Raw genomic sequence first — 20,914 nt, forward strand, 5'->3', positions numbered from 1 at the left:
CTCTGCCTTGCTTTTTGCAAAATTTTTAGCTTTTCTAAAGTGGAGAAATTAAGTTAATTATGATAATATTAATTTAATCTATTGATGAAAGGGTGAATATTTATGCAGTTTAAATATTTTATGCCAACCAAGATATATTTTGGACAAGATATAATAGTAAAGAATAAACAAGAATTTGTTAAACTGGGGAGCAAAGCTCTTATTGTTACAGGAAGAAATTCCTCTAAAAAAAATGGATCTTTACAGGATGTTGCTAAAGTCTTAAAGGAAGCTGAAATAGATTATTTTATTTTCGATGAAGTGGAGGAAAATCCATCTTTAGAGACTATAGAAAAAGCATCAGCTTTAGGATTAAAAAAGCAAGTTGAGTTTGTAATTGGAATAGGAGGAGGATCTCCTATGGATGCGGCAAAGGCTATTGCTATATTTATAAAAAATCCTGAAGTTAACAAGGATAATATCTTTTCTCAAAAACAGCTTTCTTATATACCGGTTATAGAGGTTGCTACTACCTCAGGAACTGGTTCAGAAGTAACTCAGTATAGTATAGTTACTGTAAATGCAGAAAAAACTAAGAAAAATTTAGGACAGCAAGTTTTTCCTAGTGCAGCTTTTTTGGATAGTAAATATACTTGGGAGTTATCCTATGATATAACTGTAAATACAGCAATAGATGCCTTTACTCATCTAGTTGAAGGATATTTAAATAGCAATAGTACATATATGTCGAACATATATGGAGAAAAAGGCTTTGAGCTTTTTAAAGAATGCTTTGAAAATCTTATAACAAAAGACTTAAATAAGCAGTTTAGAGAAAAGGTAATGCTTGCATCTACTATTGCAGGAATACAAATTTCTCAAAATGGCACTTCACTACCTCATGGAATGGGATATCCTCTTACCTATTTTAAAGGATTGCCGCATGGATTAGCTAACGGTGTACTTACAATAGAATATCTAAAAACTTTTAGAGATACTGAAAAATTATCTAAAATGCTCAATATTCTTGGACTTAGCAGCTTGGATGAGCTTAAGGAGATATTTGATAAGTTGTTTAAGGTGAATATAAATATAACTGAGGATGATATAAAAGAATATTCACAGGCTTTCTTTTCTAATAAAGCTAAGCTTAAAAATCATCCAGAAGAGTTATCCTTAAAAGAAATTGAGAATATATATATAAATAGCTTATTGTAGCATGTAGGTAGATGCAGCTGTAGATTAGCTTATGATTTAGAAAATATTAAAGATTTGTAGATTAAGAAAAATATATATGGTAAATTAGAAGTAACTAATTGCAAATTAGGGAAGAAAGGCTGAAGTGCTTTTTACCTTAATTTGTAATGATAAATTTTGAAACGGAGTTGATTTAATGTACAGTAGCATTGATTTAAGTGGTGTATGGAATTTTCAGATGGATGAAGATAAAAATAATATCAAATTTCCTTTATCTGATGTGATAACGTTGCCAGGTACTACTTCTTATTTTAAGAAAGGAAAGAAAAATGAAAATATTGAAATAGGCTGTTTAACAGATGAATATAAGTTTGAAGGTTACGCTTGTTTCTCAAAGGAAATAAGCATAGAAAAAGAATTTGCTAATAAGACTTTTAGTGTTTACCTAGAAAGAACGCGCGTTACTACCCTTTGGATAGACGAAAAAGAGATAGGAACTCAAAATAGTTTATGTACACCTCATATTTATAAGATAGAGGATGGATTATCAGAAGGCAAGCATACAATTACCATAATTGTGGACAATGTAAACTATCTTACAAGAGGAGGGCATTTAACTTCTCCGGATACACAAACAAATTGGAATGGAATAACAGGAAGAATAGAGCTTCAATTTTTCAATGATAAATATTTTGAAGATGTACAGGTTTATTGTAATGCTAAGGAAAATAGTATACAAATTAAGGGCAAGCTCCTAGGAGAAGCTAAGGGTGAAATATTAGTTTCTGCACAAGCCATTGATAATAATCATAAAGTTTTAGAAAAGGCTTTCTGTGCTTCTTCTGAATTTTCTATTACTTATCCTATGGAGAATTCACTAAAATGGAGTGAATATGAACCAAATTTGTATAAGCTCCAATTAAAGTTAGTTGATGGTGAAGTAAAAGATACTAATGAAATTATTTTTGGTATGAGGGACTTTAAAGCAGAGGGAGATAAGTTTACTATTAATGGTCATAAGACTTTTCTTAGAGGAAAGCATGATGGAATGATTTTTCCGCTTACCGGTTTTGCACCTACGGATGTGGATAGCTGGCTTAAGATACTCAAAATTTCAAAGTCTTATGGAATAAATCACTATCGTTTCCATACCTGTTGTCCTCCAGAAGCAGCTTTTATTGCAGCAGATATGCTTGGTGTTTATATGGAACCAGAGCTTCCATTCTGGGGAACTATAACTGATGAAAGCTACGAGAACCATAATGCAGAGGAACAACAATTCCTCGTAAACGAAGGATTTGCTATATTAAAAGCATTTGGAAATCATCCATCCTTTGTCATGATGTCTCTTGGAAATGAGCTATGGGGAAGCAGAGAAAGGCTCAATGAGATTTTAGGAGCCTACAAGAAATATGATAATAGACACTTATATACTGAAGGATCAAACAATTTTCAGTTCTGTCCAGTAATTTTAGAAAATGAGGATTTCTTTAGTGGGGTAAGATTTTCTAAGGATAGGCTTATAAGAGGCTCCTACGCTATGTGTGATGCACCTTTAGGTCATGTACAAACTGCATATCCGTCTACATTAAAGGATTATGATGAAAATATAATTCCAAAACATAATTTGAAAAATAGCAGCAGTCAGGCAGAAAACAAGATAGAAATACAGTTTGGAACTGGAACCAAAACTGTGGAGGCTAACGAATATGATGAAAATATGATACCTGAGGTTCCTGTAGTTTCTCATGAGATAGGACAATATGCTACTTACCCTAATTTTAAAGAAATTAGTAAATATACAGGATCAATAAAAGCTAAAAATTTTGAAGTATTCAAGCATAGACTTGAAGAAAAAGGATTAGAAGATTTGGCTGAAAAGTATTTCTATGCTTCAGGTAAATTAGCTGCAGCCTGCTATAAGGAAGAGTTAGAAGCTGCATTTAGATCTAGGAAAATGGCAGGATTTCAGCTTTTAGACTTACAGGATTTCAGCGGTCAGGGGACAGCCTTAGTGGGTGTATTAGATGCTTTTATGGAGCCTAAGGGAACTATATCCGAAGAAGAATGGAGAAGCTTTTGCTCAGATGCTGTGCTAATGGCAAGATTTGAAAAATATAATTATAGAGCAGGAGAGAATTTTCATGCTCATATAGAATTATGTTATTACAGAAACATTCCTTTGAAAAATTTTAAGCTTTCTTGGCAGCTAAAAGATGGGGAAGCCGTATATGGCAGCGGCGAGATAGATGGATTAAATACAAAAGATAACAATTATATTGATATAAGTGATATAGGTATAAAAATGCCTGTAGTGACTTCCGTGAAAAAAATAGAGTTGTTTATAAAAATCCAGGGAACAGAAATTGAAAAAAGTTATGATTTATGGGTATATCCAAACAACATAATTTTGGATAAAACAGATCTTAATATATTCAGTGAATTATCTGATGATGTAATTTCAAAGCTTGAAAAAGGAGAAAATGTACTTCTTCTGCCTGCTTTAGATAAATTAAATAATTCTATAGAAGGTTTTTATTGTACAGATTTTTGGTGTTATCCTATGTTTAGAACTATATCTGAAAGTATGAATAAAGAAGTTCCAGTTGGAACTATGGGTTTACTTATAAATAATAGTCATCCTATATTTAAGAATTTTCTTTCAGAAGAATATTCTACCTATCAGTGGTGGAATATAGTATCTAATTCAAGATCAACCATATTAGATACTACTAAAAAAGAATTCAGACCAATAGTACAGACAATAGACAATTTCGAAAGAAATCATAAACTAGGAATGATTTTCGAATGTAAGGTTCTAAAAGGCAATCTATTAGTATGTAACTGCGAATTTGAAAAAATAGTTCATGAGCCAGAATCAAAACAACTTTTATTCAGCATATTAGAATATCTTAAATCAGAAGATTTTAAACCTGAATATGAAATGAGTGTAGAAGAGATAAGAAATATTTTAGTATAAAGCAATATAAAAAGCTGCCAAATTAGGCAGCTTTTTAATTATGAAATGATATAATATAATCTATATGGAAAATAGGTTATGAATACTAGTGAAAAGGGAGAAATATGAAAATGATTGAGAGTACAGTTTTAAAAAAAATGAGATTAAAAGAAGGAATCTTTGGAATTTACCTTTATGCACCAAAGGAATATATTGAAATGTGTAATAATCAAAATTATGTAAAATTTCATAAGCAGGATAATTATGGATTTGTTCATTTATTCATAGAGTCACAAAATGATTATAAAGCTAGGATTGAAGAAGCATTAGCTTTGCTTGGAAAGGGTGGGGTTTTGTGGATTTCATATCCTAAATCTGATAAAAAGAATAAATATGACGTTAACAGAGATATATTATTCAAACTAACGCAAGAAAATGGATATATAGCTTGTTCAAGTGTAGCTCTCAATGAAAAATGGGCAGCGATGAGATTTAAACCGATTGAGTAATAGAAGAATGAATTAGTAAAACACTCTTTAAAGGTTCAAATCAATCAAAGTTTTTAACAACACTTTATTATTTTTATATAAAGCGACAAAAGCTATTAAGAAATTTTAATGAGCTACGATAATATACTATAATCAATTTTTTATTCCTCACGTTTTAAGGTTCTGATAACTTAATTTTGGATTTCTCAAATGTATTTTATTTGGGAAATCTCTTTTTTTTATATGTAAAAAAGTATAAAATATTATATTATTGCATGGAAGGATGATAAATATGAAGCCAACTGGTGAATTGATAAGTGCTATGATTGAGTATTACTCAGGAGATGTGAAAAGAATTAATCATTTTTTAAAAGTTAATGCTTTTGCAAAAGCCATAGGAGAGAACGAAGGACTGGATAATGAGAAACAGGAAACATTAGAGGTGGCCGCCATTGTTCATGATATTGGAATCAAGATTAGCGAGACGAAGTATAATTCCAGTGCAGGAAAATATCAAGAAATAGAGGGGACAGCTATTTCAGAAGAATTTTTACGAAAACTTAATTATGGTGAAAAATTAATTGAAAGGGTATGTTTTTTAGTCGGACATCATCACACATACCACAAGATAGATGATATAGATTTTCAAATACTTGTGGAAGCAGATTTTTTAGTTAATATATATGAGGATCAGTTGCCAATAGAAAATATTAAAGCTGTGGAAGAAAAAATATTCAAAACCGGAAAAGGAAGAGAATATCTTAGAAATTTATATATGAAACAATAATTAATATAATATGCCGCATAATTAAAAATTATAGTTGTTAATATATATTCTAATATAAGAAAAAATATTATATAATTATAATTAATGTTAATTTTACATAAAGAGGGCAATTTATGAAAAATGTTTTAATTAAAATCACAGTTATACTTTTGGCAGTGTTTATAGGAATAATAACTTTTTTAGACGAGGGGAAAATCAGCAATTTAAATGCCAATAAAGGAGTATTGAATTTAAATCAGTGGAATTTCAAAAGCCAAGGAATTGTTAATTTAGATGGGCAGTGGGAGATTTATAAAAATAAACTTTTAGAGCCTAAAGAATTAGAAAATCAAAAACCAGACGGATATTTTAGTATTCCTGGAGATTTGAAAGATGCTTTAAATGGACAAAATAGCGGATACATGACTTTAAGACTAAAAATTTATATCAAAGATGATATAGTTTATGGCTTAAGAATCACTAGATTACTATCAGCTTCAAATATATGGATTAATGGAATTTTACAAGGGCAAGTTGGACAAGTAGGTAAAAGTTTTAAGGAAGAAAAAGCTATTTATCTTCCAGTTTATTCATACTTTACTGCTCAATCAGGGATGGTAGATATAGTAATTGAGACATCAAATTTCAGAGATGTTTTCCCAGTAATTAAGTCTATGGAATTTGGAGATAAAGAGCAAATAATGAATAAGTACCTTCTTGCTGTATCCATAGATCTTATAATAATAGGAGGTCTTTTAGTAATTGAACTACTATTTTTGTCTCTATATAATAGGCATAGAGAAAACAAGGAGTTCATGTATTTTTCTATACTATGTTTATTTATTCAATTAAGATGTTTATTTCTCAATGAAAGAATAATAGTTCAATTTTTTCCTCATATGCCCTATGAATTATTGAGCAAAACAGCAGCTCTTACATATTATCTTTGGATTCCAATATATGTTTTATTTTTAAAAGAGCAATTTATAAATTTATCTAAAAAAGTAATTTTTCTTTCTTCTATTTTTGGAATAGTATTTGGAGCTATATGCTTTTTCACTGATAATATATTTTATGATAGACTTTCTTATGTTGGAGAAGTAGCATTAGCAATTATAATAGTGGCAATTTTTAAATTCTTAATAAACAAAATGAAGCTTAGGGAAAAAAATTCAGCCATATCTTTTACTGCATTTATAATATTAATTGTAGGAGCCACCAACGATATATTAGTAAACAATGGTATTAGTTATGGCAAGTATTTGTTTCAAATAGCAATGTTTATATTTGCGCTTCTTGAAACAGGCATATTAGCAGTAAATTATTCTGACGAAATGGATAAATCAAAAGAACTGGAAGATAAAAATAGAATAATATATGAAAAGTCTATACGAGACAGTTTAACAGGATTATATAATAGAAATTATATTGAGGAAATTCTTGATGAAATGATGGGAAAATATTTAAGTAGAAATAAAGTTTTTAGCATAATCATGTTTGATATTGATCATTTTAAACATATCAATGATAGCTATGGACACTTGTATGGTGATAAAGTATTGATAAAAGTAGCTGAATTAATAAAAGAAAATTTAAGATATATGGATTACGCAGGAAGATATGGGGGAGAAGAATTCATATTGATACTTGATAATGCTGATAAACAAAAAGCTTTTGAGATTGCTGAAAATATAAGATATGGTATAGAGAATTTTACCTGGGATAAGGAAGTAAGTATAACAATAAGCGGTGGAGTATATGAAAATAATTCAAATAAAAAGAATGAAGCCATAGAAAATGCAGATAAGTTATTATATGTGGCAAAAAAAAGAGGAAGAAACCAAATCTGTTCAGAGATAAATTTTAAAACGGAGCAGATATAAAAAAGTAGATGTGCAAAGCTCACATCTACTTCTTTACATAATTACATAATATCAGCATCTATATCGTCTTTACTAAGAGTTAAATCTTCGCAAATTCTAATATTAGCGCCTAAACTGCTAAAAAGTGTAACTATATCTTCATAACCTCTTTCAATATGTTCTATTCCAGTTATTCGTGTAGTACCTTCAGCTCCTAATGCTGCAAGTATTAAACATATTCCAGCTCTTACATCTGAAGCATGAACCCAGGTTCCCTTAAGTTTTTTTCTTCCAGGGATTACAGCATTACCGTCTCTAAGAATTATATCTGCTCCCATTTTATTTAACTCAATACAATGCTTGAACCTATGAGGATATATAGTATCAACGATTGTACTATGGCTATCAGCACCTATTAATAGAGCTGTTATGGGTTGTTGTAAGTCTGTAGCAAATCCAGGATACATGGCAGTTTTTATATTTATTCCTTTAAGAAATGTATCTGAAGAAGCTCGTATGCTATTATCTTCAAGTTTTATAGCCATACCTGTTTCTTCCAATTTTGCCGTGCAAGGAAGCAGGTGCTCTGGTATAATGTTATTAACAGCTATATGGCCGCCAACAATTCCAACGCTCATTAACAGACTTCCAGTGATAAGTCTGTCAGGAATTATAGTATGATTAGTACCAGAAAGGCTTTCAACTCCATCAATTATTATTGTATCTGTACCAGCACCTTTTATCTTTGCGCCTAACTTGTTTAAAAATATAGCCAAATCTACAACTTCTGGATCTCTTGCTGCATTTCTAAGAACGCTTCTGCCTTCAGCTAGTACTGCTGCCAAAAGAACATTTATAGTGGCTCCGCAAGTAACTACATCAAAATAAATTGTTGCTCCTAAAAGTTTATCTGCCTCAACTACATAATAATTTTCATAAAAACTGAATTTTGCGCCTAAAGCCTCTAATCCCTTTATGTGTTGATCTATAGGTCTGGAGCCAAAATTATCACCGCCTGGATATCCTATGGAAATTCTTTTATATTTTGCCAGCAACGCACCAACAAAATAATAGGCAGCTCTGTACTTGCTAGATTTAGCAGAATCTATATCAGTACTATAAATATTAGACGCATCCACATTTACATTGTTATTATCATCTATAAAAATAGATATTCCTATTTCATTAAATATATCATAAATAACTTGTATATCTGATATATGAGGTACATTCTTTAATATAACTTTTTCATTAGCTAAACAACAGGCAGTAAGAATAGGGATAGCACTATTTTTAGAACCTGGAACATCAACACTGCCGTTTATTTTTTCGCAACCATCAATCTCAATCCAACGCATATATATACATATACCATCCTTTACACATTCTAAAACATTAAAAAATTAATAATCTAATAAGTATTATAACACTTAAAATTGGATTGTTAAATAAAAAATTAAATATTATTTTAGAGGAAAAACTAGTTTGAATTCGGTGTTTTCTTTAGTGCTTTTTACTGAAATAGAACCTCCATATTTTTCTACTAAGTCCTTGACTATACTGAGTCCAAAACCATGATCTCCGTTCTTGTTTTCTTTAGTAGTATATCCGACCTCAAATATTCTATTTATATTTTTCTCTGGAATCATAGGACCATTATTCTGAATTTTAATAGTTAAATTTTTTAATGAAGTGTAAGTTTTTATTATTATAATTCCTTTTCCATTCATGGCATTAACAGCATTACTTATTATGTTGGAAATTATTCTATGTAATTCATATTCTGGAATTTCAATCAGCGATAAATCTCCATCCTCATTTAAAATTGCATTGATGCCAGAGCTTGTAATGTCTTTAATGATTGAAGTAAAAAAGCTATTTTTTATTTCAGCTTGGTATACTTGACTTCCGCTGGGAACGTTGCTGGTATCGTCTATTATAGCTTTTAGAGATTTTCCTAAATCGTCAAATCTATTCATAAGATATAAACCATATAAATATGAAATTTGGGTTCCAAAATCATGCTTAATCTTTCTAAGCTCTGTAACCTTGTAATCTAAAGAAGTATTTAAATTAGATATTTCTATAGATTTCGCCTGAATTTTAGCAAAATATATGATACTCATAATAAAAAATATAAATGCACCGCAAATAATTATATTTTTAGAAATATAATTATGATCTGAAAATGATATGGAATAAAAGGAAACCATAAAATCCATAGTGAAGCTGGCTATAAGAATCATGGCAATAGGATATTTTGAAATTCTTATAGAATGAGAAATGTTTACAATAAATGATCTAAAATATATGATTAGAATAAATACAATAAATTGAGGTATGTAGATAACGCTAACCATGAGTATTTCAGTATATTTAGATGAAAATAAATTTTGAAAATATCTAAAAAATATATTTCCAAAAATTAAAACATTAATTCCTACTGAAATATATATCAACGTAAAGGCTATTAATGCACTTGAAATATCATTTCTATATACTAGACATAGAACAGATAAGATAAATACATGAACAATAATTATGTTTATAGATAGGTTGCCTAGCAGCGGAGTTAATAATGTCATTCCGCATAAAAGCAAAACTATTGTTAAAATCAATATAAATTTGTTGATTCTATACTTTTTACTTACGCAGCAGTTAGCTATGTATACGAAAAGTATGGATTGAAGCAGTGTATTTAATGTATCTGCAATAGTAATAATCATAAAATTCCTCAGAAGCCTCCATTATCTAAGTTTTTTTATTGACTCTGGCATATCTTCAACGCCAACAGTGAGAGCGGAAGTTGTACTGACTGTAATTATTATAGAAGTTAAAAACATAAAAAATTTTCCGAGTTTTTTATATACTTTCATATGTATCACCTCCAATATTACAATTAAAATAAAAGATCCATGTTTTATTTCTTAGGTTTATGCTTATTGAACATTAATAAGGCGTGAAAAAGGATTGTCCACATAACACAATTGGAGAAAATGGTAAATTTGAATAGAATAATGGATAACAAGGACAGCATAGAAGTAAATAAAATTCCAATTATTCTATTACGCCTTATTAAATCTTTTTGGGTAAGAGGCATTTTAGGATTTATTACTGGAGCAGTATGATATATCGAAAATACACTGCTTACATTTATTATTATAGTACTTCCTATGTCAAAACTAACGTGCAGAGTAAGAAATAAAATGCTAGATAGCATTATGAAAGTACTAATAATACATTTTATCTGAGAATCTTCATGGTAACCGCCAATAAAAGGTTTTATTAAGCTCATTGTACATATAGCAATAAGAGAAAGCTTAAAATAACCTATTATAGAGAAAACAAATAACAGCAAAATTAATTTAAGAGTTTCAAAGAATAGTAAAGAAATTGTGTATTGGATTTGTTCTTCTTCAGCTTTTGTATATCCATTTGCAATAGACATATTATGAGCAGTAGATTTAAAAAAGTTTCTCAGCATATTTTCATCCCTTAAAAAAATATTACAATACTATTATAGAATAACATTAATTTACTCAAAATTCAAATTATTAGCTAAATACTTCAAGAAAGTAATTTATAATATTAACCTCAACAAATAATTTAATCTGAACGATAAATTTTTTTACATTTTATGCATACGGTTGCACAAAAATATGATATACTGAAAACAGTTACAAAATGTGAGAGTGGAGGATTAGATTATGAAGCATTTCAAAAATTTAAGGATGGCTCCTAAGCTAGTAATAACATTTCTTATTACGGCATTTCTTATAGGAATTGTAGGAGTGATAGGGATTATAAATATTAGATCAGTGTATGACAATGGAGATAAAATACATAAGTATAACTTTAATTCTATTAAGATAATATCTCAGATACAAAAAAACATAGATGATATTCAGTATAATGTTCTTAAAATAGCATATCAAAATAATATAAATAATCAAAATTCTGATATTGAAAAACAAATAAGACAGCTTGAAAATAATAATGACATGCTAATTAATAACTATAATAAAGATCTTTTATCTGAGCATGAAAAACCTATTATTAAAGATTTGATTAACAATGTCAAAGCTTATAAAAATAAATATGATACTATAATTAAATATGTGGATGCGAATGAATACGATAAGATAAAGGTTGAATTTTCTAATGTATCTGATGAAATGGTTAATATATCCTATGATTTAAACAAAGAATTTGAGATAAATGACAATCAAACTGGAGATACAGTAAAACAAAATTATTCTTCTTATAACATATCTTTTTACTTAATAATAGGAATTATAATATTTGGAGTGCTTACAGCTATTTTACTTGGACTTGCCATGGCTTCTATGATCTCTAAAAATTTAAAAAAGATTATGTTTTTGGCAGAGTCTATAGGAAATGGTGATTTGACTGAAAATATAATAAACACTAACAATGATGAAATAGGTATGGTAGCTAGTGCGATGAATAAAGCAGTTGAAAAAATAAAGATGCTTATAGAAGAAATTGTAAGTTGTTCTGATAGCATTACTTCATCAAGCGAAGAATTGTCTGCAAATACAGAGAAAATATCCTCAATGATAGAAATGACTGATAAATCTGCAGAACAGATTTCAAAAGGAGCTCAGGAACTTAATTCTATTACTGAAGCAATTAATGCTGCTATTCAAGAACTTAATGCTAATACATTCGAATTATCTAATCAGGTGGAAGATTCAAGAAAAGCTTCAATAAAAATAAATGAAAGAGCTGCACTTATAAAGAGTCAAGCTAATGAAAGCATTGAAGAAGGCAATGGCATTTATGAAGAAAAAAAAGTCAATATAGTTAAGGCTATAAATGATGGGAAAGTTGTAAAGAATGTTAAAGTAATGACAGAATCTATAGGAAGCATAGCAAGTCAAACTAATTTATTAGCACTTAATGCAGCTATAGAAGCAGCAAGGGCTGGAGAAAATGGCAAGGGATTTGCAGTTGTATCAGATGAGATAAGAAAATTGGCAGAAAAGTCTTCTGGAGTAGTAATAGAAATACAAAATATGATGTTAAAAATTGAAAATGCAATAGGTTCTCTGTCTGAAAGCGGACAAGATATATTAAATTATATAGTGAATAATGTTAAACCAAGCTATAGCTTACTTATGGAAGCAGGAATAAATTATGAAAAGGATGCAGAACTTATAAATGATATGTCTAATGATACTTCTGTTTCAGCTAAGCATGCCAAAGAAATAGCTGAGCAAGTTAATGAAGCTATTAATAATGTTGCATGTACAGCAGAAAAATCTGCTAAAGGTTCTGAAAAGATACTTATGAGTATAAGCGAAATTGTAAAAGCAGTGAGCAATGTGGCGCAATCATCTAAGAGTCAAGTGGAGCTTGCTCAAAGATTAAATAGTAGCGTGCAAAAGTTTAAACTGAAAAAATAACCTGAAATAAGAAATCATTAATTGTTGTAAAAAGTAAAAATATAATATAATGGTATATATATTTATAAAATAACTATATACATTATAAAGTATCATATAATTACATACGAGAATTAAATAAAAGGAGGGGATTTTTTGAAAAGTGATATATTATTAGAATCTGGTACTGGAGAACTTGAAATATTAGAGTTTGTTATCGGAAACAAACACTATGCCATAAATGTAATTAAAGTTAGAGAAGTACTTGAAGTAGAAAATGGTAACATAACTCCTATTCCAGAGACAAATCCCGCAATAGCTGGACTTATACTTTGCAGGCAAGAAATTATAACTTTAGTAGATTTAAAATATGTAGTTCTTGGTGAAGAAAAAATTAAAAATTGGAAGAAAATAATAGTTTGCGAATTTAATAAGATTAAGGTTGCATTTAATATAGACTATATTGTGGGTGTTCATAGAATCAGGTGGGATGAAATTCTCAAACCAGATGCAATAACTGAGAATTCTTTGGTTATTGGCAATATAATCTCAGGAGATAACATAATCTTAATGTTGGATTTTGAAAAAATTGTTACAGATATAAGTCCTAAAACTGGTATTAGTGAAGATAGGATAGTAAATGTTGAGTACAGGGATAGAAGTAATATACATTTACTTTTAGCTGATGATTCTCCGCTAATAAGAAGGCTATTAAGGGATACATTAACAAAAGCCGGCTTTAAAAACATAATTACCTTTGACGATGGAAGTCAATTGCTGACTTATCTTAAAGGAATAGAAGCAAGTAAGGGCGATAAATTACATGAAGATGTAGACGTAATAATTACAGATATAGAAATGCCTGTGATGGATGGACACACATTGACAAGAAAGATAAAGGAAGACCCTGTATTGAGAAATCTTCCAGTGATTATATTCTCATCCTTGATCACAGATGACCTAAAGCATAAAGGAGAATCCGTTGGAGCTGATGCCCAGCTTAGCAAGCCAGAAATAGGAGAACTTATTGATGTAGTTGATAAACTCATAGAATCAAAAAATCTCTAGAAAATGTTTAGCGGAATTTGATAGATATCTATCTTTCATCCAAATAACTAGTATTTGAGTCATTAATGTTGATTCATTTATTGGTTTGATTTTGAAATCAGCATAGTCGCCGATGAGCTTTATTGCAGATTCAGGCACTATAGCTATTCCAAGTCCAGTTTTTGCCCATAAGAGAGTAGTTCTGGCATCATCATTTATACAAAATATATTTGGAAATAATTCTTGCTTTTCAAAGCATTGAAGAATTAGCTTTTCAAATCTTCTATATATTATAAGAGGTTTGGAGGCTAATTCTTTTATTGTTATAAAATCTGAAGTGTCATCTAATTGCATATCTTTTGTCATAGCCGCTACCATAGGCTCTAAAGGTAGGGCTTTTGATTCAATACCAGAAAAATTAAAAGGGGTCCTTACAATACCTATTTCTATTAATCCTCTGCTTAATATTTCTAATATCTTAAAAGTATTTCCTTCATGCAATTCAAATTTTACTAAGGGATATTTATTTTGAAAAGCTTTAAATTTATCTGTTAATATTGCAGCACCAGAAGAAGAAACTGTTCCTATGGATAATGTACCCTGTATGCCAGCACTGAAATCTTTCAATTCCTTTGTGGCTGTATCAGCAAGCTCTAAAATTTGTTCTGCCCTATGCCTAAGCAGATGTCCAGCATCAGTTAGACGTATTCTTCTGCTGCCTCTCTCTATAAGTTTAACTCCTAATTCTTCTTCCAGCATTTTCAGCTGATAGCTTAATGGAGGTTGAGCTATGTTTAGCTTTTTAGCAGCGCTAGTAATTTGACCTTCTTCAGCTATAGTATAAAAGTACTTTAATTGTTTTATATCCATATAATTCCTCCACATCCATACAATTTTTGTATTAGACAGATATAGAATAAGTATTTTTTGTATGGGATTATATCTGATATAATGGTAAACGAAAATTATATATTATTCAATATAAAATGGAGGATTCATATGTTTAAGTTAATAAAATTTTTAAGGCCCTATCGAAAGCAGGCAACTATAGGACCAATTTTTAAATTGCTAGAGGCAATTTTTGAACTACTTATTCCTACATTAATGACATTAATAATAGATAAAGGAGTGAGGAATAACGATACCGGATATATTTTGAAAATTGGAGCCTTAATGCTTACTATGGCTGTACTTGGAGTCATATCCTCATTCATATGTCAGTATAATGCAGCAATAGTTTCGCAGGGCTTTGGAACATTGCTTAGAAATACTGTATTTGAAAAAATACTTACTTTTTCTTATGAAGACATAGATAAATTTGGTACTGCATCTTTAACTAATAGGATAACTAACGATATTAATCAGCTTCAAGTAGCCGTGGCTATGCTTATAAGATTAGTTATCAGAGCACCGTTTTTATGCGTTGGCGGAGTTATAATGGCGATGATTTTAGATGTTAAGCTTTCAATTATAATTATCGTAGTATTACCTTTATTTACTATTGCATTAGCTTTAATAATGATTAAATCTGTACCATTATATAAGAACGTACAAAAAAGACTGGATAAATTAGCTAAGGTTTTAAGAGAAAATTTGTCCGGAATAAGAGTAATAAGAGCCTTTTCTAATACAGAGTATGAAAAAGAGAGATTTCATAATGCAAATGATGATTTAGTAAACACAGCCATAAGAGTCAATAATATATCAGCTTTAATTAATCCTATAACCAGTATGATTACAAACACAGCTATACTATTTATTTTGTGGTTTGGAGGAGTAAGGGTTAACTTAGGGCACATGACACAGGGACAAGTAATAGCTTATGTAAATTACATAACTCTAATAATAACAGCTCTTATAGTAGTTGCTGGTTTGGTAGTTACCTTTACAAAAGCAGCGGTATCAGCTTCACGTATAAATGAAATCTTAGATGCTGAAGTTTCTATAAAAAGTGATTTTAGGCTTAATAATCAGGATAAAGTAACAGAAACTCCAGTTTTAGAACTTAAAAATGTAAGTTTCAGCTATGCTGGAACTAAAGAGTATGCTTTAAAAAACATTTCTATGAGCATCGATGCTGGAAGTGTTATCGGAATAATAGGAGGGACAGGCTCAGGAAAAACTACTTTGCTTAATATAATTCCTAGATTTTATGATACTTCTGAGGGAGAGATACTAGTAAGAGGTAAAAATGTCAAAGATTATGATTTAGATTCATTAAGAAATATATTTGGTATTGTTCAGCAAAAAGCAACACTTTTCTCTGGTAGTATAGAAGAAAACATAAGGTGGGGAAAAGAGGAAGCATCCATAGAGGATATACAGAATGCTGCGTCTATTGCCCAGATTAAAGAATTTATAGAAGCCCTTCCAGAAAAGTATGAGACAAAAATATCGCAGGGTGGAGTTAATTTTTCTGGTGGCCAAAAACAAAGATTGTCAATAGCACGAGCCCTTGTAAAAAAACCTGATGTTTTAATTCTGGACGATAGTTTTAGCGCTTTAGATTATGCTACAGATGCGGCACTTAGAAAAGCTTTATTTAATAATTTAGGAAATTCAACATTAATAGTTTCTGCTCAAAGGATCAGCACTATAAAAGATGCAGATAAAATAGTTGTCATAGATGATGGAGAATTAGTTGGAATTGGAACACACGAAGAACTTCTTCTCAATTGCATTACATACAAGGAAATATATGATTCACAGCAAAAGGAGGAGAATGATGGAAAATAAAACTTTAAAAAGGTTAATAAACTATATAAATAAATATAAATTTAGAGTTTTTTTGATAATATTTTTTGCATTAATAAGTAATATTATGATAGTAATATCGCCTTGGCTGGTAGGAAGAGCTATAGATAAAATAGCTGGTAAAGGAATAGTTAAATTCAATTCTTTGCTGCAGATTATAATATTGCTGCTTGGCTGTTATATTATTAGTTCTGTTTTTCAGTGGCTGATTTCCATAGTAACAAATAGCGTTGTATATAACACTATCAGAAGCATTAGAAGTCAGGTTTTTAATAAAATAAGCTCTCTGCCTTTGAGGTATTATGATACTAATTCCCATGGAGATATTATAAGTAGATTTACCAATGATATGGATACAGTGTCGGATGGGATGGCACAAATAGTTACTCAGCTTTTTTCAGGTATAGTTTTAATGATTGGTTCTGTAGTATTTATGCTGATTTTGAGCCCTATTACAACTATTGTAATAATTATAATGGCACCTGTTTGCTTTTTTATTGCTTCCTTCATAACTAAAAATTCCAATAAATTTTTTAAGCAACAGCAAAATATATTAGGAGAGCTAAATGGATATGTAGAAGAAATGGTTGGAGGGGTAAAGGTAATCAAGGCTTTTGCTCATGAAAAGAAATCATTTGAAGGCTTTGAAAAAATCAATAAAAAATTGTATGGAGCGGGCAGAAAAGCACAATTTTATTCTTCTTTGACAAATCCATCAACTAGATTCGTAAATAATGTTTCATACATAGCTATATGTATTTTTGGTGGAGTTATGGCTGTCTATGGGAAACTTACTGTAGGAAAAATATCTAGTTTCTTAACTTATTCTACTCAGTTTTCACAGCCTATAAATAATATAACTAGTGTAATAACTCAACTACAAGCAGCCTTCGCAGCAGCTCAAAGAATATTTGATGTACTAGATGAACTGTCTGAAAAACCAGAAGTAAATAATGCACAAAATTTAGAAAATTGCCAGGGAAATATAAGCTTCCAAGATGTATATTTTTCTTATAAGAAAGAGAAACCTTTAATACAAAACTTTAGCGCAAATATAAATTCTGGAGAAACTATAGCTATTGTCGGACCTACTGGTGCTGGAAAAACTACATTAGTTAATCTTATTATGAGATTTTACGAACTAAATTCAGGTAAAATAACAATTGATGGTAAGGATATAACGGAATTAAAGAAAGACAGCTTAAGAAATTCTTTTGGCATGGTTCTTCAAGATACTTGGCTTTTCGAAGGGACGATAAAAGAAAACATAGCTTATGGAAAAAGAAATGCAACCATGGAGGAAATAAAAGAGGCTGCCAAGAAATCTTTTGCACATAATTTTATAAAAAGGCTTCCTAATGGATACGATACTATGATAACAGAAGGTGGGGAAAACCTTTCTCAAGGGCAGAGGCAATTGCTTACAATAGCTAGAGTTATGCTTATGAACCCGCCAATGCTTATATTAGATGAAGCTACTAGTAGTATTGACACGCTTACAGAAATAAATATACAGAAAGCATTTTTAGCTATGATGAAAGGACGTACTTCATTTATAATAGCCCATAGATTATCAACTATAAGGGATGCAGATCTTATTCTGGTACTTAACGAGGGCAAAATAGTAGAGCAAGGAAATCATACAAAATTAATAGAAAATAATGGCTTTTATCAGAAGCTTTATAAAAGTCAATTTGAAAGCTCTTTAATTTAGTTTTAGATTAAAAAACATAAAAATCATCAATATACTCCAAAATTCGAAATTTAATACAATATATGTTAAAAGAATAAGGGAAATTTATTATATAAAATAAATTTACATTGAAAAAAATTTAGAATTATTATACAATAGAAATAATTACAAATACAGTAATGGAGGTTGGTGGCTAAATGAAGAAGATAAAGGTAGTTGTTGTAGATGATTCTCCATTTTCAATAATGCTTTTGAAGGATATGCTCATTCAAAATAACTTTGAAGTCGTAGGTGACGCAAGTTCATTAGCTGAGGCTATAGAAGTTGTAACAAGAGAAAATCCAGATGTAGTAACTATGGATATGACCTTACCTGGAACGGATGGAATTGAATGTACTAAGGCAATTCATAAAATTAATCCTAGTATAAAGGTTATTGTTGTAAGCTCAATGATGGATGAAGAAATTGTAAGAAAAGCTAGAAAAGCAAATGTATCAGCATATTTGCAAAAACCTGTAGAAGCTGAAGAGCTAACTCTTACAATAAATAGAACAATGTCAGATGATGAACTATTTGACGAGTTGGAAGACTTATATCATAAAGCTTTTAAAGAAGCTTATTTAGATATATTTAATAAAATGCTTAAGAGCGTTCCCAAATTTCAGGAAGAAAACTACGAAAATATTGAATGGCGATCATTGGGATTAGCTGTGACTGTAGGTATAATAGGAAGATATTCTGGAAGAGTAATATTTGATATGTCCTTAGAAACGGCTAGAAAGATAACTTTATCAGTAATAAAAAGAGCACCTAAGAATGATGATGAAGTTATCTATGCAATGAGCGAATTCACTAATATAGCCACTGGAAATGCCTGCTCTATAATCAATAGAAAAAATAAACTATTTGGATTAAGAGTAGCACCTCCTACTGTATTTCATGGCGAAGCTATTAATGTTTCTAAGTCTAATTTAGATAATATATTTACAACTAAGGCAAAAACAGATTTTGGCGATGTTTATATTAATGTTGGCTTTAAGAAAGGGGTGTCAGAATGGATATAAAATATATAAATCCCTTTCTAAATTCATTTTTGAACGTCTTGCCGCAATTAGGGTTAAATGATATAAAAAAGAATAAAGTTGATATAAAAGGAAAAGAAATAGAAAGTACCGGAGTTATAATAATACTTGGAGTTATTGGAGATATAAAAGGAAATATTATATATACCACAAACATGGATGGAGCAAAAGCAATAGCTTCTAAAATGATGATGGGGATGCCTGTATTAGAACTTGATGAAATGGCACAAAGCGCTATTTCTGAACTTACAAATATGCTTACAGCTAATGCGGCAACTCTTCTAGCTGAAGATGGCATAAATATAGATATATCTACACCTACTTTGGTATATGGAGATTTTACCGCCAATGCAAGTGTAGATAAAGTAATTTGTATTGAAATGCTAGTGGAAGGACTGCCCTTTGAAGTTAATATATCATTAGAAAATGCAAAATAAACATTAGAAAATACTATGCTAATCACGTAGTATTTTTTTATTTTTTGACTTTATTTTTAAGTAACATTACTTTTATGCTGACGACGATATATTTTTGGTTCTTTAAAACTAAAATTCCATATAAATAAAATATAAACTTTCTAATAATATTGACAAGAAATCCTCAAAAGCATAATATGATAATGAAAATCGTTATTAATAAGGAGGGTCTATATGGATAAAATTACTGTAATTTATTGGTCTGCTTCTGGAAACACTGAAGCTATGGCTAAATTGATTTCTGAAGGTGCGGAGGCGAAAGGTGCAAAAGTTGATTTGCTTAATGTTTCAGATGCAACCTTGGATAAAATTAAAGAAACCGATGTTTTAGTATTAGGTTCACCAGCTATGGGTGATGAAGTCATAGAAGAAAGCGAAATGGAACCATTTGTAGAAAGCATCTCGACTTTAGTAAATGGAAAAAAAGTAGCACTCTTTGGTTCCTATGGGTGGGGAGATGGACTTATGGTTCAAAATGCACCAGAGGTTGAAACTGAAGATGAATGCAGAGAATTTGGGGAAAAGCTTGTTGAAAATTTCTAGCTAAAAATGGAGGAAAGAATAATGAAGGCTGATATTGATGATATTCAATATGTTATGAATATAGCGAACGAAAAAGAATTCATGATGAGGTTTATAACATATTGTATTTCACCAACTATAGCTGGATATAAACCAGTCTCCATAATAACAATCTCTAATAATTATAAGCAAATGTATACTTTGTGGCAAAATTATGGAGATGAGTATATGGAAAATATAAGCTTAAAAATATTTAACCTCCAACACACGCAGGAAAAAATTGTGATTATTTTCTATAACGAAGATATGCTGAAAGAAACTATTTTTAAAGCTAGTAATAAAGAATTTTTATATAAGTTTGGTTACAGCAGTGATATGTCTGTGGAAAGCCATTTAATGCATTTGAAATCAAGATTCTTTTTTCATGTATGTCCTCATGAAATGGGAATATTTTTAGGAATACCCTTGGGAGATGTTGAAGGATTCATAGAATGCAGTGGAGACAAGTATATATATTGTGGTTATTGGAAGATCTATGAAAATGTTGAGAAGGCTATTGGAATTTTTGACAGCTATAATAGATGCAAGTGTAACTTAGTGAATTTATTAAAAAATGATACTCCTCTTCCTAATGCTATAGATATTTTAGAGAGAAAATGCTATAAATAATTATGAATTATA

At 30.0% G+C, this 20,914-nt stretch carries 18 protein-coding genes; 13 read left to right on the forward strand and 5 right to left on the reverse strand.

Translation table 11 applies throughout. The features are described 5' to 3' along the window. Nucleotides 1–102 precede the first annotated feature (102 nt). From IAI10_RS00520 to IAI10_RS00540, 5 genes are all read left to right on the forward strand, one after another. Nucleotides 103–1,197: an iron-containing alcohol dehydrogenase family protein gene (locus tag IAI10_RS00520; RefSeq protein ID WP_315671345.1), complete on the forward strand. Its 1,095-nt coding sequence runs from the start codon at nucleotides 103–105 to the stop codon at nucleotides 1,195–1,197. A gap of 175 nt (nucleotides 1,198–1,372) precedes the next feature. Next, complete coding sequence (locus IAI10_RS00525) at nucleotides 1,373–4,156, forward strand: glycoside hydrolase family 2 TIM barrel-domain containing protein (protein ID WP_315671346.1); 2,784 nt, start codon at nucleotides 1,373–1,375, stop codon at nucleotides 4,154–4,156. A 110-nt stretch (nucleotides 4,157–4,266) separates the two neighbouring features. Further along, nucleotides 4,267–4,644 carry a hypothetical protein gene (locus tag IAI10_RS00530; RefSeq protein WP_315671347.1) on the forward strand — a complete coding sequence of 126 codons (378 nt, stop codon included), beginning with the start codon at nucleotides 4,267–4,269 and terminating at the stop codon, nucleotides 4,642–4,644. 271 nt (nucleotides 4,645–4,915) lie between these two features. After that, nucleotides 4,916–5,410, forward strand: a complete 495-nt coding sequence (locus tag IAI10_RS00535; protein WP_315671348.1) for an HD domain-containing protein — start codon at nucleotides 4,916–4,918, stop codon at nucleotides 5,408–5,410. A gap of 113 nt (nucleotides 5,411–5,523) precedes the next feature. Beyond that, nucleotides 5,524–7,272, forward strand: a complete 1,749-nt coding sequence (locus tag IAI10_RS00540; RefSeq protein WP_315671349.1) for a diguanylate cyclase — start codon at nucleotides 5,524–5,526, stop codon at nucleotides 7,270–7,272. Between the two features lie 41 nt (nucleotides 7,273–7,313). Here IAI10_RS00540 and murA read toward each other — a convergent pair whose 3' ends face one another. The 4 genes from murA to IAI10_RS00560 form a co-directional block, all read right to left on the reverse strand. Next, nucleotides 7,314–8,609 carry a UDP-N-acetylglucosamine 1-carboxyvinyltransferase gene (gene murA / locus IAI10_RS00545; protein ID WP_315671350.1) on the reverse strand — a complete coding sequence of 432 codons (1,296 nt, stop codon included), beginning with the start codon at nucleotides 8,607–8,609 and terminating at the stop codon, nucleotides 7,314–7,316. 105 nt (nucleotides 8,610–8,714) lie between these two features. Further along, on the reverse strand, nucleotides 8,715–9,977 hold the full coding sequence (locus IAI10_RS00550) for an ATP-binding protein (RefSeq protein WP_315671351.1): 1,263 nt from the start codon (nucleotides 9,975–9,977) through the stop codon (nucleotides 8,715–8,717). Between the two features lie 21 nt (nucleotides 9,978–9,998). Next, nucleotides 9,999–10,127, reverse strand: a complete 129-nt coding sequence (locus IAI10_RS00555) for a hypothetical protein (RefSeq protein WP_315671352.1) — start codon at nucleotides 10,125–10,127, stop codon at nucleotides 9,999–10,001. A 44-nt stretch (nucleotides 10,128–10,171) separates the two neighbouring features. Next, nucleotides 10,172–10,735, reverse strand: coding sequence for an accessory gene regulator B family protein (locus tag IAI10_RS00560; protein ID WP_315671353.1), 564 nt, complete (start codon nucleotides 10,733–10,735; stop codon nucleotides 10,172–10,174). Nucleotides 10,736–10,958: 223 nt separating this feature from the next. Here IAI10_RS00560 and IAI10_RS00565 point away from each other — a divergent pair, with 223 nt between their 5' ends. Next, the gene (locus IAI10_RS00565) at nucleotides 10,959–12,680 is read left to right on the forward strand and encodes a methyl-accepting chemotaxis protein (protein ID WP_315671354.1); all 1,722 of its coding nucleotides are present in this window, start codon (nucleotides 10,959–10,961) and stop codon (nucleotides 12,678–12,680) included. Between the two features lie 135 nt (nucleotides 12,681–12,815). After that, nucleotides 12,816–13,727, forward strand: a complete 912-nt coding sequence (locus IAI10_RS00570; RefSeq protein WP_315671355.1) for a chemotaxis protein — start codon at nucleotides 12,816–12,818, stop codon at nucleotides 13,725–13,727. Here IAI10_RS00570 and IAI10_RS00575 read toward each other — a convergent pair. Further along, complete coding sequence (locus IAI10_RS00575; protein WP_315671356.1) at nucleotides 13,713–14,576, reverse strand: LysR family transcriptional regulator; 864 nt, start codon at nucleotides 14,574–14,576, stop codon at nucleotides 13,713–13,715. The genes IAI10_RS00570 and IAI10_RS00575 overlap by 15 nt on opposite strands. A 129-nt stretch (nucleotides 14,577–14,705) precedes the next feature. On the opposite strand from IAI10_RS00575, the gene IAI10_RS00580 reads away from it, so the two are divergent. The 6 genes from IAI10_RS00580 (at nucleotide 14,706) to IAI10_RS00605 (ending at nucleotide 20,902) form a co-directional block, all read left to right on the forward strand. Then, entirely contained in the window at nucleotides 14,706–16,442 is a 1,737-nt protein-coding gene (locus IAI10_RS00580; RefSeq protein ID WP_315671357.1) for an ABC transporter ATP-binding protein, read from the forward strand. Further along, nucleotides 16,432–18,174 carry an ABC transporter ATP-binding protein gene (locus tag IAI10_RS00585; protein WP_315671358.1) on the forward strand — a complete coding sequence of 581 codons (1,743 nt, stop codon included), beginning with the start codon at nucleotides 16,432–16,434 and terminating at the stop codon, nucleotides 18,172–18,174. The genes IAI10_RS00580 and IAI10_RS00585 overlap by 11 nt, the downstream gene beginning before the upstream one ends. A gap of 176 nt (nucleotides 18,175–18,350) precedes the next feature. Beyond that, on the forward strand, nucleotides 18,351–19,217 hold the full coding sequence (locus tag IAI10_RS00590) for a response regulator (protein ID WP_315671359.1): 867 nt from the start codon (nucleotides 18,351–18,353) through the stop codon (nucleotides 19,215–19,217). Then, a complete protein-coding gene (locus tag IAI10_RS00595; RefSeq protein ID WP_315671360.1) occupies nucleotides 19,208–19,672 on the forward strand; it encodes a chemotaxis protein CheX in 465 nt (154 codons plus the stop codon). Before IAI10_RS00590 ends, IAI10_RS00595 begins: the two co-directional genes overlap by 10 nt. A 213-nt stretch (nucleotides 19,673–19,885) precedes the next feature. Further along, nucleotides 19,886–20,254, forward strand: a complete 369-nt coding sequence (locus tag IAI10_RS00600) for a flavodoxin domain-containing protein (RefSeq protein WP_315671361.1) — start codon at nucleotides 19,886–19,888, stop codon at nucleotides 20,252–20,254. A gap of 21 nt (nucleotides 20,255–20,275) precedes the next feature. Further along, on the forward strand, nucleotides 20,276–20,902 hold the full coding sequence (locus tag IAI10_RS00605) for a DUF3793 family protein (RefSeq protein ID WP_315671362.1): 627 nt from the start codon (nucleotides 20,276–20,278) through the stop codon (nucleotides 20,900–20,902). Nucleotides 20,903–20,914 lie beyond the last annotated feature (12 nt).

This window comes from Clostridium sp. 19966, assembly GCF_032335695.1.
GTDB lineage: Bacteria > Bacillota > Clostridia > Clostridiales > Clostridiaceae > JACTOJ01.

What these genes read in the sequence shown, in the direction of transcription:
- IAI10_RS00520 (WP_315671345.1), top strand. Translation starts at nt 103, where the DNA reads ATGCAGTTTAAATATTTTATGCCAACCAAGATATATTTTGGACAAGAT.
- IAI10_RS00525 (WP_315671346.1), top strand. Translation starts at nt 1,373, where the DNA reads ATGTACAGTAGCATTGATTTAAGTGGTGTATGGAATTTTCAGATGGAT.
- IAI10_RS00530 (WP_315671347.1), top strand. Translation starts at nt 4,267, where the DNA reads ATGATTGAGAGTACAGTTTTAAAAAAAATGAGATTAAAAGAAGGAATC.
- IAI10_RS00535 (WP_315671348.1), top strand. Translation starts at nt 4,916, where the DNA reads ATGAAGCCAACTGGTGAATTGATAAGTGCTATGATTGAGTATTACTCA.
- IAI10_RS00540 (WP_315671349.1), top strand. Translation starts at nt 5,524, where the DNA reads ATGAAAAATGTTTTAATTAAAATCACAGTTATACTTTTGGCAGTGTTT.
- murA (WP_315671350.1), bottom strand. Translation starts at nt 8,609, where the DNA reads ATGCGTTGGATTGAGATTGATGGTTGCGAAAAAATAAACGGCAGTGTT.
- IAI10_RS00550 (WP_315671351.1), bottom strand. Translation starts at nt 9,977, where the DNA reads ATGATTATTACTATTGCAGATACATTAAATACACTGCTTCAATCCATA.
- IAI10_RS00555 (WP_315671352.1), bottom strand. Translation starts at nt 10,127, where the DNA reads ATGAAAGTATATAAAAAACTCGGAAAATTTTTTATGTTTTTAACTTCT.
- IAI10_RS00560 (WP_315671353.1), bottom strand. Translation starts at nt 10,735, where the DNA reads ATGCTGAGAAACTTTTTTAAATCTACTGCTCATAATATGTCTATTGCA.
- IAI10_RS00565 (WP_315671354.1), top strand. Translation starts at nt 10,959, where the DNA reads ATGAAGCATTTCAAAAATTTAAGGATGGCTCCTAAGCTAGTAATAACA.
- IAI10_RS00575 (WP_315671356.1), bottom strand. Translation starts at nt 14,576, where the DNA reads ATGGATATAAAACAATTAAAGTACTTTTATACTATAGCTGAAGAAGGT.
- IAI10_RS00580 (WP_315671357.1), top strand. Translation starts at nt 14,706, where the DNA reads ATGTTTAAGTTAATAAAATTTTTAAGGCCCTATCGAAAGCAGGCAACT.
- IAI10_RS00585 (WP_315671358.1), top strand. Translation starts at nt 16,432, where the DNA reads ATGGAAAATAAAACTTTAAAAAGGTTAATAAACTATATAAATAAATAT.
- IAI10_RS00590 (WP_315671359.1), top strand. Translation starts at nt 18,351, where the DNA reads ATGAAGAAGATAAAGGTAGTTGTTGTAGATGATTCTCCATTTTCAATA.
- IAI10_RS00595 (WP_315671360.1), top strand. Translation starts at nt 19,208, where the DNA reads ATGGATATAAAATATATAAATCCCTTTCTAAATTCATTTTTGAACGTC.
- IAI10_RS00600 (WP_315671361.1), top strand. Translation starts at nt 19,886, where the DNA reads ATGGATAAAATTACTGTAATTTATTGGTCTGCTTCTGGAAACACTGAA.
- IAI10_RS00605 (WP_315671362.1), top strand. Translation starts at nt 20,276, where the DNA reads ATGAAGGCTGATATTGATGATATTCAATATGTTATGAATATAGCGAAC.